The sequence below is a fragment of the Streptomyces anthophorae genome, assembly GCF_049310305.1.
Taxonomy (GTDB): Bacteria; Actinomycetota; Actinomycetes; order Streptomycetales; family Streptomycetaceae; genus Streptomyces.
On sequence record NZ_JBLWQQ010000001.1, the window covers coordinates 5109939 to 5122511 of the forward strand.

8 protein-coding genes are annotated in these 12573 nt (G+C 70.9%); 7 read left to right on the forward strand and 1 reads right to left on the reverse strand.

What is annotated here, in order from left to right; genetic code table 11:
* Window positions 1–899 precede the first annotated feature (899 nt).
* The 7 genes from ACNYS0_RS23290 (at window position 900) to ACNYS0_RS23320 (ending at window position 10739) form a co-directional block, all read left to right on the forward strand.
* Window positions 900–1814 carry an LLM class F420-dependent oxidoreductase gene (locus ACNYS0_RS23290; RefSeq protein ID WP_422482760.1) on the forward strand — a complete coding sequence of 305 codons (915 nt, stop codon included), beginning with the start codon at window positions 900–902 and terminating at the stop codon, window positions 1812–1814.
* A gap of 24 nt (window positions 1815–1838) precedes the next feature.
* Complete coding sequence (locus tag ACNYS0_RS23295) at window positions 1839–2627, forward strand: SDR family NAD(P)-dependent oxidoreductase (protein ID WP_422476418.1); 789 nt, start codon at window positions 1839–1841, stop codon at window positions 2625–2627.
* Window positions 2628–2733: 106 nt separating this feature from the next.
* Entirely contained in the window at window positions 2734–3852 is a 1119-nt protein-coding gene (locus ACNYS0_RS23300) for an LLM class flavin-dependent oxidoreductase (RefSeq protein ID WP_385760854.1), read from the forward strand.
* 234 nt (window positions 3853–4086) lie between these two features.
* Window positions 4087–5826 carry an N-acyl-D-amino-acid deacylase family protein gene (locus ACNYS0_RS23305; protein ID WP_422476419.1) on the forward strand — a complete coding sequence of 580 codons (1740 nt, stop codon included), beginning with the start codon at window positions 4087–4089 and terminating at the stop codon, window positions 5824–5826.
* On the forward strand, window positions 5823–7283 hold the full coding sequence (locus ACNYS0_RS23310; protein WP_422476420.1) for an aldehyde dehydrogenase family protein: 1461 nt from the start codon (window positions 5823–5825) through the stop codon (window positions 7281–7283). Before ACNYS0_RS23305 ends, ACNYS0_RS23310 begins: the two co-directional genes overlap by 4 nt.
* Before the next feature lie 141 nt (window positions 7284–7424).
* Entirely contained in the window at window positions 7425–8966 is a 1542-nt protein-coding gene (locus ACNYS0_RS23315; RefSeq protein ID WP_422476421.1) for a serine/threonine-protein kinase, read from the forward strand.
* A gap of 219 nt (window positions 8967–9185) precedes the next feature.
* Window positions 9186–10739, forward strand: a complete 1554-nt coding sequence (locus tag ACNYS0_RS23320) for an APC family permease (RefSeq protein ID WP_422476422.1) — start codon at window positions 9186–9188, stop codon at window positions 10737–10739.
* 237 nt (window positions 10740–10976) lie between these two features.
* On the opposite strand, the gene ACNYS0_RS23325 is transcribed toward ACNYS0_RS23320, so the two are convergent.
* Window positions 10977–12479: a CehA/McbA family metallohydrolase gene (locus ACNYS0_RS23325; protein WP_422476423.1), complete on the reverse strand. Its 1503-nt coding sequence runs from the start codon at window positions 12477–12479 to the stop codon at window positions 10977–10979.
* Window positions 12480–12573 lie beyond the last annotated feature (94 nt).

The window sequence follows — 12573 nt, forward strand, 5'->3', positions numbered from 1 at the left end:
GCGGTCGCGGGGCGCTGCCCCGGGCCCCGCGCCTCAATCGCCGGCGGGGCTTGAGGGGGCCGGGTTGAGCTCCGGCCCCGGCGTCTCGATCGGCGGCGGGGCTTGAGAGGTCCGGGTTGAGCTCCGGCCCCCGTGCCTCGATCGCCGGCTGGGCTCAAAAGATCGGGGCGCTGCCCCGGACCCCGCTGCTCAATCGCCGCAGGGGCTTGAGAAGCAAGCCCCTGCGGCAGGCGGGCAAAGTCCAGCCCTTGGGGGCAGTGGGCAAAAGCAAGCCCTGCGATGAGCGGGCGAAGTTCGGGCCCTGGGGTGAGTGGGCGAAAGCAAGCCCCTGCGGCGGGCGGGCAAAGTCCAGCCCTTGGGGCCGGTGGGTAAAAGCAACCCTGCGGTGAGTGGGCGGAGTTCGGGCCCTGGGGTGGGTGGGCGAAAGCAAGCCCTGCGGTGAGTGGGTGAAGTCCAGCCCCTGGGCTGGGTGGGCAAAGTCCAGTCCCTGTGCCGGTGGGCAATCAGGTCCCTGCGGTGGGTGAGCGAAGTCCAGTCCCTGGGGGGCGGGTGAAAGCAAGGCCCTGTGGTGAGTGGGCAAAGTCCAGTCCCTGGGGTGGGTGGGCAAATCAGGTCCCTGCGGTGGGTGGGCGAAGTCCGGGCCCTGGAGTGGGTGGGTGAGAGCAAGGCCCTGTGGTGAGTGGGTGAAGTTCAGGCTCGGCGGTGGGTGGCGGGATCAGGGGCCGGGGGTGGGTGGGCGTCATTGAGCCCCGCCGGCGATTGAGGCGCGGGGGCCGGGGCGGAGCCCCGAGGCGTAGGGGCGGTGCAGGGGCTTGCCTGACGATCTGTCAGGCGTGAGGATGTGACGGTCCGTCAGAAACCGATCGGCAGGGGGTCTCGTGGTGTCGCTCGCGTACGGAATGCAACTCCCGGTCCAGTCCCAGAGCACCGTCTACGCCGAACCGTGGGAGGCGGGCGCGGGTGTCGAGGATCTCGCCGAGATCGCCCGCACCGCCGACCGGAGCGGGTTCGACTACATCGCGAGCTGCGACCACGTCGCCATCCCGCGCCGGCTCGCCGACGCCATGTCGACGACCTGGTACGACCCCGTCGCCACGCTTTCCTTCCTGGCGGGCGTCACCGAACGCGTACGGCTGCTCAGTCACGTCGCGATCGTCGGCCTCCGGCATCCGCTCGTCACCGCCAAGCAGTACGCGACGCTCGACCACCTCAGCGGCGGGCGGCTCGTCCTCGGCGTCGGGGCCGGGCACGTACAGGAGGAGTTCGAGGCGCTCGGCGTCGACTTCGCCAAACGCGGCGCCGTGCTCGACGAGAGTGTCGATGCGCTCAAGGCCGCGCTCGGGCCGGAGGAGTTCCCCGTGCACAAGGGGGAACTGTTCCGGTTCGAGGGGCTCGGGCAGCGGCCCCGGCCCGCCCAGCGGCACGTGCCGATCTGGGTCGGCGGCTCCTCCGCCCCCGCCGTGCGCCGCGCCGCGCTCAAGGGCGACGGCTGGCTGCCGCAGGGCGACCCCAGGGACCGGCTCCCGGCGCAGATCGAGAAGCTGCGGCGGCTGCGCGCCGAGGCCGGGATCGAGACGCCGCTCACCGTGGGCGCCATCACCGAACCGCTCTACCTGGGCGAGGCGGCCTGGGACGTCGGGCGCCGCACCCTGACCGGCCCGGGCGAGGCGATCGCCGAGTCGCTGCGGGCCTACGCCGCGATGGGCGTGCAGCAGATCCAGATCCGGTTCCGCAGCCGGACGCGCAAGGAACTCACCGACCAGATGGCGGCGTTCGCCGTCGAAGTCGCTCCGCACCTGAACGACCTCAACTGACCGACAAGGCAAGGGGTTCGACGTATGGGCAAGCTCGACGGACGCGTGGTCCTCATCACCGGTGCGGCGCGCGGACAGGGGGAGCAGGAGGCGCGGCTGTTCGCCTCGGAAGGCGCGAAGGTCGTCGTCGCCGACGTGCTCGACGACCAGGGCGAGGCCGTCGCCAAGGACCTCGGCAACGGCAACGCCCTCTACGTGCACCTGGACGTGAGCAAGGAGGAGGACTGGGTCGCCGCCGTCGGCGCCGCGAAGGCCGCCTTCGGGAAGATCGACGGGCTCGTCAACAACGCGGGAATCCTGCGGTTCAACGAGCTGGTCTCGACGCCCCTCGACGAGTTCCAGCAGATCATCCAGGTCAATCAGGTGGGCGCGTTCCTGGGGATCAAGACCGTGGCCCCCGAGATCGGCGCGGCGGGAGGTGGCTCGATCGTCAACACCTCCTCGTACACCGGGGTGACGGGGATGGCGTACGTCGGCGCGTACACCGCCACCAAGCACGCCATCGTGGGGCTCACCCGCGTCGCCGCGCTCGAGCTGGCCGCGCAGAGGATCCGGGTCAACGCCGTCTGCCCCGGCGCCATCGACACCGCCATGAGCAATCCCTCCCAGCTCGACCCCGAGGCGAACACCGAGGAGGCCGCGCAGGCCCTCGACGAGCTGTACCGGAAGCTGGTGCCGCTCGGCCGGGTCGGAAAGCCGGAGGAGGTCGCGCGGCTCGCGCTCTTCCTCAGCGCCGAGGAGGACTCGGCGTACATCACGGGCCAGCCGTTCGTCGTGGACGGCGGGTGGCTGGCGGGCGTCAGCGTCCTCTGACCGTATCTGACGCTGCGTCAGGTATTGACGCTCAACCACCGCAGTGGAACAGTCGATCCAACCAATCTGACGATGCGTCAGAAACTGACGAGGACGGTGAACCTCCTTGGAATTCGGGCTCTTTGTACAGGGATACTTGGGCAAGCAGGCGCTGACGGACCCGACGGCCGAGCACCGCGCGCTCATGAACGAGACCGAGTACGTCATCCAGGCGGACAAGTCCGGCTTCAAGTACGCCTGGGCGTCCGAGCACCACTTCCTGGAGGAGTACTCGCACCTTTCCGCGAACGATGTCTTCCTGGGGTACCTCGCGCACGCGACGGACCGGATTCATCTGGGGTCCGGCATCTTCAATCCGCTGGCGCCGGTCAACCACCCGGTGAAGGTCGCGGAGAAGGTCGCCATGCTCGACCACCTCAGCGAGGGGCGGTTCGAGTTCGGCAGCGGCCGTGGTGCGGGAAGCCACGAGATTCTTGGGTTCATGCCGGGGGTCACCGACATGAACTACACCAAGGAGATCTGGGAAGAGACCATCCGCGAGTTCCCGAAGATGTGGCTCCAGGACGAGTACGTCGGGTTCAAGGGCAAGCACTGGGAGCTGCCGCCCCGCAAGGTGCTGCCCAAGCCGTACGGGAAGTCCCACCCCGGCATGTGGTACGCGGCCGGGTCCCCGCCCTCGTACGCGATGGCGGCGAAGAAGGGGCTCGGTGTTCTCGGGTTCAGCGTGCAGAAGGTCTCCGACATGGAGTGGGTCCTCGAGCAGTACAAGACGGCCATCCAGGACCCGGACCCCATCGGTGACTTCGTCAACGACAACGTCATGGTGACGTCCACGGCGATCTGTGCCGAGACGCACGAGAAGGCGGTGCAGATAGCCGTCGGCGGCGGGCTCAACTACCTCCAGTCGCTGCTGTTCCGGTACCACGACACGTTCCCGCGGCCCGAGGGGATTCCCGAGTGGCCCGAACTGCTTCCGGACTACTCCGAGGAGATCATCGAGCTGCTCATCGCCGAGGAGCTGATGATCTGCGGTGATCCGGACGAGGTGCTCCAGCAGTGCAAGCGGTGGGAGCAGGCGGGGGCGGACCAGTTGTCGTTCGGGCTGCCCATCGGGGTGTCGCACGAGGACACGTTGAACTCGATCAAGCTGATCGGGGAGCACGTGATTCCGAAGATCGATACGGATCCGGTGCATCGGACGACCAGGTTCCGGTCGGCTGTGTAGTCCGGTTGGGCCGGCCCCGGCTTCCCCTCCCGGACGGAGGCCGGGGCCCTTCGGGCGGTGCGGGTGGGGTGGTTGACGTCGCGGGGCGCTGCCCCGGGCCCCGCGCCTCAATCGCCGGCGGGGCTTCAAAAGATCGGGGCGCTGCCCCGGACCCCGCTGCTCAATCGCCGCAGGGGCTTGAGGTGCGGGGCCCGGGGCCGCAGGGAATTGAAGTGTGAAGGGAGACGGACTCGTATGCTCGACCACCTCATCAAGGGCGCCACCGTTGTCGACGGGACCGGTGCGCCTGCCTTTATTGCCGATGTCGGGATTCGGGGCGGGCGGATCGCCGTCGTCGCCGAGCCCGGGAAGGTCGCCGAGGAGGCGCGGAGTGCCGAGGACGCCTCGGGGCTCGTGCTCGCGCCCGGGTTCGTCGATCCGCACACGCACTACGACGCCCAGCTGTTCTGGGACCCGTACGCCACGCCCTCGCTCAATCACGGTGTGACCACCGTGGCCGGTGGCAACTGTGGCTTCACGCTTGCCCCGTTGAACCCGGAGCAGCCCGGTGACGCCGACTACACGCGGCGGATGATGTCCAGGGTGGAGGGGATGTCGCTGGTCGCCCTGGAGGAGGGCGCTCCGTGGACGTGGAATTCGTTCGGGGAGTACCTGGGCGCGCTCGACGGGCGGATCGCCGTCAACGCCGGGTTCATGGTGGGGCACTGTGCGCTGCGGCGGTATGTGATGGGGACGGACGCCGTCGGCGGGCAGCCGACGCCTGAGCAACTCGACCGGATGGTCGGGCTGTTGAAGGACGCCATGGACGCCGGGGCCTGGGGGCTCTCCACCACCCAGTCGTCCTCGCACTCCGACGGGGACGGCGAACCCGTCGCCTCCCGGCACGCGAAGCCCGCCGAGCTGATCGCGCTCAGCGAGGCGGTCGGCGAGCACGAGGGGACGCAGATCGAGGCCATCGTCGCCGGGTGCCTCGACCAGTTCAGCGATGACGAGATCGAGTTGTTCGTGGACATGACGGCTGCTGCCGGGCGGCCGCTCAACTGGAACGTGCTCACCATCGACGCCGCCGTGCCCGAGCGGGTGCCGCGGCAGCTGGAGGCGAGCGAGCGGGCCCGGAAGTCCGGCGGCCGGATCGTCGCCCTGACGATGCCGATCCTGACGCCGATGAACATGTCCCTCGGGACGTTCTGCGCGCTCAACCTGATTCCCGGGTGGGGTGACATCCTCGGACTGCCGGTCGATGAACGGATCGCCAAGCTGCGGGACCCGGACGTGCGCGGCGAGATGCTGCGGCGCGCCGACAGCAAGGAGGCCGGCGTCTTCCGGCGGCTCGCCAACTTCGGGCGGTACGTCATCGGGGACACGTACTCCGAGGCCAACGAGGGCCTGAGCGGGCGCGTGGTGCGGGACATCGCCGCCGAGCGGGGGCAGGAGCCCTTCGAGTGCCTGGTCGAGATCTGCGCCAACGACCGTCTGCGGACCGTGCTGTGGCCGATGCCGACCGACAACGACCCCGACTCCTGGGCGCTGCGGGCCGAGACCTGGAACCACGAGGACGTCATGCTCGGCGGGTCCGACGCGGGCGCGCACCTGGACCGGATGTGCGGGGCGCCGTACACGACCCGGTTCATCGGGGACTGTCTGCGGGGGCGGAGGCTGCTGGGCCTGGAGCAGGCCGTCAAGATGCTCACCGATGATCCTGCGCAGCTGTTCGGGCTGCGGGAGCGGGGGCGGATCCAGGAGGGGTGGCACGCCGATCTGGTGCTGTTCGATCCCGAGACCATCGACGCCGGGAAGGCGACCCTCGTGCACGATCTGCCCGGCGACAGCCCGCGGCTCGACTCGAAGGCCATCGGGATAACCGCCGTATGGGTCAATGGTGTTGAGGCCATGCGCGGCGATGTCGTGAGTGGTGCGGTGCCGGGCAAGGTGCTGCGGTCGGGCGCCGACACCCGGACGGTGAGCACCAAGTGAGCGAATCCCAGCGGCTGTTCATCGGCGGTGAGTGGGTCGAGCCCGGGGCCGGGCACTACGACGTCGTCGATCCGGCGAGCGAGGACGTCGTCGGGCACGCCCCCGAGGCCTCCCGGCAGCAGGTGTACGACGCCGCGCGCGCGGCCCGCGACGCCTTCGAAGCCTGGTCGCGCACGAAGCCGGAGGAGCGGGCCGCGATCCTCGACCGGGCCGCCGACCTCATGCAGCGGGACTTCGCCGCCAACGCCGAACTCGCGCAGGCCGAGAGCGGGGCGACGACCGGGACCGCGCGCGGCATGCAGGTCGGCGTCGGCGTCGCGCGGTTCCGGCGGTACGCGAAGGGCGCCCTTGAACCGGTCGAGGAGGCGATGACGCCGCAGATCAACGAGGCCGGGCCGATGGGCAGGGCGGGCGTGACGGGCGCGCTCGCCGTGCGGCAGCCGGTCGGCGTCGTCACCTGCATCACCTCGTACAACAACCCGTGGGCCAACCCGGCGGGCAAGGTGGCCCCCGCGCTCGCCATGGGCAACACCGTCGTCGTGAAGCCCGCGCCGCAGGATCCGCTGTCCGTCTTCCGGATGGCGGCCGCGCTGGAGGAGGCGGGGGCGCCGCCCGGTGTCGTGAACGTCGTGAGCGGGACCGAGGTCGGTGTCGGCGAGGCCGCCGTCGATTCGCCCGACGTCGACATGGTCAGCTTCACCGGTTCCACCGCCGTCGGTCAGCGCATCGGCGAGGTGTGCGGCCGGTCCATGAAGCGGCAGCTGATGGAGCTGGGCGGCAAGGGCGCCGCGGTCGTCCTCGACGACGCCGACCTGGACTCGGCGGTCGCCGGGATCGGGACGACGTACGCCTTCTACAGCGGGCAGATCTGCACGGCCCCGACGCGGGCGATCGTGCACCGGTCCGTCTACGACGAGTTCGTCGCCAAGCTGACCGCGTACATCGGCTACATGAAGGTCGGCGACCCGCGCGCGAAGGGGACCGTCGTCGGGCCCGTCATCTCGGCGGCACACCGCGAGCGGGTCGAGTCCTATGTCGAGTTGGGACGCAAGGAAGGTGCGACGGTCCTCGCCGGTGGCGAGCGGCCCGCTCTTGAGCAGGGGTTCTACGTCGCGCCCACGCTGCTCGCCGACTGCACCAACGACATGCGGGTCGTCCGGGAGGAGATCTTCGGGCCCGTCGTCGCGGTGGTGCCGTTCGACGGGGACGAGGACGAGGCGGTCGCCCTCGCCAACGACTCCGACTACGGCCTCATCGACTACGTGTGGTCGGGCGATGTCGCGCGGGCCTTCCGGGTCGCGCGGCGGCTGCGGGCCGGCGGCGTCGGCGTGAACACCATCGGGCGGAACATGGAGGCGCCGTTCGGCGGCTTCAAGAAGAGCGGAGTCGGCCGGGACGTCGGTTCGTACGCTCTGCACGCGTACAGCGAGTGGCAGTCGATCGTCTGGCCCGGCTAGGCCGCGCCGCGCCGCGTACGGGCGGGTCCCGACTGCATCACCAGTCCCACGGAACCCACGCACCTCCTTTCTGCGTGTCTACAACTGGGCATGTGAAAATGCGCAGTTGTAGATGGTCACTACGTCGGAACCGGGGGTTCCATGGAGGCGCTGGAGGCGCGGGACCCGCGCACGGTCGGCACGTACCGGGTGCTCGGGCGGATCGGTGAAGGCGGCATGGGGCGGGTCTACCTGGCCCGCAACACGGGCGGCCGGAACGTCGCGCTGAAGTTCATCCACTCCGACATGGCGGCGCAGCCGGGCTTCCGTGAACGCTTCCGGCGCGAGGCGGACGTCGTCCGCAGGGTCGGCGCGCCGGGCACGGTGCCGGTCGTCGACACGGGCCTCGACGAGCAGCACCCCTGGTACGCGTCGGAGTACGTGTCGGGGCCCTCCCTCCAGGACGCGGTCGACCGGTTCGGGCCGCTGCCCGCCGAATCGCTGTGGCGGCTCGCCGCCGATCTCGCGCAGACCCTGGAGCACGTGCACCGCGCGAAGCTCGTGCACCGCGACCTCAAGCCGTCCAACGTGCTGCTGTCCGCCGACGGGCCGCGCCTCATCGACTTCGGGATCGTGCACGCCGCGCTCGACGCGGGGCTCTCCTCGGCGGGGCTGACCTCGACCGGGGCCCGGATCGGGACCCCGGCCTACATGTCGCCGGAGCAGGCGTACGGCGAGCGGGTGACCGCCGCCACGGACGTCTACAGCTACGGGCTCACGCTCGCCTTCGCCGCCACCGGCGTCCAGCCGCACCGGGGCAGCCTCGACCCGCAGCTCCCGGGCGTGGGGGACGAGCTGCGGGACCTCATCCGGCAGTGCCTCGACCCGGAGCCGGAGCGGCGGCCCGACGTGGGGCAGCTCGTGGCCCGGGCGCGCACGCACGATGCGACGGGTGACGCGTGGCTGCCCGGGCAGGTCATCTCGCTGATCGCCCGCAAGTCCGGGCAGCTGCTCAACCTGGAGGCACGGGCCGACACGGTGATGCACGGGCCAGGGGCAGGGCCCGGGTCCACGCGGCCGGACGCGGGCGGCGTGTTCGGGCCGAGCGGCGGAGACTTCCACGACGCGGCCACGCGGGTGCCGGGAGCCGGTCCCGCGTCCCCGCCGCCGCCTTCGACGCCGCCCCCGGCCCCGGCCCCGTACTCGACTCCGCCCTCGACGCCGCCCGGTGGCGCGCACTTCGCTCAGCAGCCGACGGCCCCGGCCTGGCCCGCGTACGGGCAGCAGCCGCACCCGGCCGGGACGCCGCGGCCCTCGTCGGGGCCCGCGCCGCGCGGGACCGCCGAGCGGCACGACGGGGGCCCAGGACTGCCGGGGCGGCCGCTGCTCGGTCTCCTGTGGCTGGTGCCCGCGGGGTTCGCCGCGCTGCTGAAGGTCCCCAGCGTCCTCGGGCTGATCGACGGCGTCGCCGTCGTCGTGCTGATCTACCGGGCGGTCCTGCTGTCCCGGCGGGGCGGCAGCGACCACGAGCACCTGGTGTTCTGGATCGGTCTGGGGGCCGCGGTCGTGCTCGCCCTCTGCATCTCGACCGGGGCGCCCGCGCTGATGGCGGTCCTCGCGCTCCTGACGCTCGCCCTGATCTACGCGGTGCCCACCGCCGTCGGCCGCTTCCGTGGCGGGGGCCGCCCGGCGGGACGCACGTGACGCAGTAGGCACGGGAAAATTTTGAATCGGGTGAAAACGGACCCGGCTTCGATTACCGAATATCGAACGCCGGGCCATTGGCCTGCGATCTGCCGGTAGACTGGCCTCATCCCCCTGGGATGCGCCGGGTGTCTGCCCGGATTCCCCATGGATTGATAGCCGCCTCGGTCGTGACAAATACCGCCAGATGTGGAAACCGCAGGATTTAACGTCCTGTTCATGACTCAGTTGGACGCAGGGCCCTCGACGGAGCGGGCCGCAGACACCACCGCGGGCGGCGGCAAGGGCCTCGGCGGGAACTCCGTCGGGCTGCTCGGCAGCGCCGTCATCGGCGTCTCCACGGTCGCCCCGGTCTACTGCCTGACCTCCACGCTCGGCTCCACGGCCGGCGAGGTCGGCCTCCAGATGCCGGCCGTGTTCCTCGCGGGCTTCCTGCCGATGCTGCTCGTGGCCTTCGCGTACCGGGAGCTCAACAAGGTCATGCCGGACTGCGGCACGTCCTTCACCTGGACCGTGAAGGCCTTCGGGCCGCGCGTGGGGTGGATGTGCGGCTGGGGCCTGGTGATCGCGACGATCATCGTGCTCTCGAACCTCGCCGGGGTCGCGACCTCGTACTTCTGGCTGCTCGCGGGCGAGATCACCAACAGCGCATCGGTGGCGGCGCTCGACGACGACAAGGCCGTCCACATCGTCACGTGCCTCGTCCTCATCGCGGCCGCCACGGCGATCAGCTACCGGGGCATGACCGCGACGAAGGGCGTGCAGTACACGCTGGTCGGACTCCAGCTGGTGGTGCTCGCCGTCTTCGTCGCGATGGCGGTGGCCAAGGCGGGCTCCGCCGACTTCGCCGGGACCTCGGTGGACTTCTCCTGGTCGTGGCTGAACCCGTTCTCCGTGCAGTCCTTCGGGGCGTTCACGGCGGGCCTGTCCCTGTCGATCTTCATGTACTGGGGCTGGGACACCTGCCTCACCGCGAACGAGGAGACGATCGGCAGCGACAGGACTCCGGGCCGCGCCGCGCTCATCGCGATGGTCGTCCTGGTCGGCTCCTACCTGGCGACGGGCGTGGCCGCGCAGATGGTCGTCGGCTCCGGGGAGAAGGGCCTCGGCCTCGCCAACCCGGAGACCTCCGACAACGTCTTCGCGGCGCTCGCGGGACCGGTGATGGGCCCCGGCCTCGGCATCCTCCTGTTCCTCGCCGTCCTCGCCTCGGCCGCGGCCAGCCTCCAGACCACGTTCATCCCGGTCGCCCGCACGGTCCTCGCCATGTCGACGTACGAGGCGCTGCCGGCCTCTTACGCGCGCGTGCACCCGAAGTTCCGCACGCCGGGCCGCGCGACGGTCACGGCGGGCGTCGCCACGGGCGTCTTCTACACGGTCATGACGCTGGTCTCCGAGCACGTCCTCGTCGACACGATCTACGCGCTCGGCCTCATGATCTGCTTCTACTACGCGCTGACGGCCTTCGCCTGCGCCTGGTACTTCAAGGCGGAACTGCGCGACTCCGCGCGCGACTTCACCTTCAAGGGCCTCTTCCCGCTGCTCGGCGGCGTCCTGCTGTCCGCCGTCTTCGTGAAGACCCTCGTCGACATGTGGAACCCGGCGTACGGCAGCGGTTCCTCGGTCCTCGGGGTCGGTTCGGTCTTCGTGATCGGCGTGGGTCTGCTGCTCGTCGGCGTGGTCATCATGCTGGTGATGGGCCGGCGCAGCCCGGCGTTCTTCCGCGGCGAGGTCCTGAACCGGGAGACTCCGGTGCTGGTCGTCGCGGAGTAGGCACTTCAAGCACCTGCGGCGACTGATCCTTTCAAGCCCGCCGCCGATTGAGGCGCGGCTTTTCAAGCCCCTGCGGCGATTGAGCAGCGGGGTCTGGGGCAGCGCCCCAGGACGTAGGCATCGGCGCCGGTGTTGCGGCCGCGGGGCTCTGCCCCGGACCCCGCGCCTCAATCGCCGGCGGGGCTTGAAAAGCTCAATCGGCGGCGGGGCTTGAAAGGCACAGTCGGGGGCGCGGTCTCACGTCCCCAGGAAGATCGGGTTCGTGAAGGCCGCGAGGGCGCCCGGCAGGGGCTGCACCGAAGGCGCATGCCTGACCTCCGCCCGCACGTACGCCGCGTAGGACGCCGTCGTGCGCCACGTCGCCGAGGTCGCGCCCGCCGCGGACGTGAAGAGGGTGCCCTGGTCCGTGACGATGTGCAGGGTGCAGTCGGAGGGCGCCTTCGCCTTCAGGGTCACCGTGACCGGGGTGTCGGGGCCCACCGCGAGGCGTTCGCCGATGCCCGCGACCTCGCCCTTGCCGCCGGTCGCCGTGAAGGTGAGCTCGACCGACGAGGACTCCGCCACGTACGAGTGGCCCGCCTTGATGCCCGCCTGGATCGCCTCGCGGCTCAGCTCGTCCGCGAGGACCACGGTCTGCGGGCCGCCCACGCGGTCCGGGTCGCGGTGCGCGTCGCTGTTGCCCATCGCCGGGAGCCACCCGGTGCGGCCCTTGGAACGGGCGTACGCGACCAGCGTGTTGTCCCAGTCCGCGAGCGACACCTCGTCGTCCGGCGTGTACGGGCCGTTCCACACCTCGACCGCGTCCGCCTCGCCGAAGCCGAACTTCCAGCCGCAGCCGATGCACGTGGCGTGCGGGTGGGCGGGGACGACGAGGCCGCCCGCGCGCCGGATCTGCTGCGCGTACTTCGCCCACCGGTTGTCTCGGGCCCGGTAGCGCCAGTCGACGAACGTCCCGGGGTCCGTGCCGAGGGCGACCACGTGGCCGTTGCGGGTGGTGATCTCCTCGCCGATCAGCACCAGGAGGTCGTCGCCCGCGACGTCCGACCAGTGGGCGTGCGCGGAGTGCGTGTTGTGGTCGGACGTGTTGATGAAGTCGAGCCCCGCGGCGCGGGCGAGCGCGCCGATCTCGGCGGGTGTGCGGCGGCCGTCCGAGTACCAGGAGTGCAGGTGGCAGTCGCCCCGGTACCAGGCGCGGCCCCGGCCGCGGGCGCGCTGCGGCGGATACGTCGGGCGGGGCGTCGGGTCCGGCTTCCCGTGCGTGAGCGTCACCGTCACCTCGTACGGCAGGCCGTCCGGCGCCACCGTGTACGGGCCGAGCGCGATGTTCCAGCGGCCGGGGCGGACCGGGCCCGGGATGTATCCGGGCGTCGCGTCGTCGGCGCGGACGAAGAACTCGGTGCGGGCGCCGCCCGACCAGCCGCGGAAGCCCGCGCCGCCGAGCTCCGTGCCGCGCTCGTCGAAGACGCCGATGTCCAGGGCGTTGTTCTGGGTGCCGGCGGGGAGCCCGGTGGCCTTCTCGTACGTGTAGGAGACCTTGATCTCGCGTACTCCCGAGGGGACGTCGACCGGGAGGTAGACGTAGTCGGGGGAGCCGGGCGGCAGGGTGCCCTTGAGCGTCTTCGTGGAGGTCGAGCCGTCGGCGGCGCTGGCGAAGCTCATGGTGCCGAGCGTAAGCGCGCTCGCGGCGCCGGTCACGAGCAAGGCTCGTCTGCCGATTCCGTGTTCGGCGTCAGTGCACATGTGGCGGCTCCCAAAGGTGGCTGGCGTGGCGCGTGCAACCCTCGTATTGAGCCGTGAACCGCGGTGTAAGGGAAGGGCTCCGACGGGCGCCCTC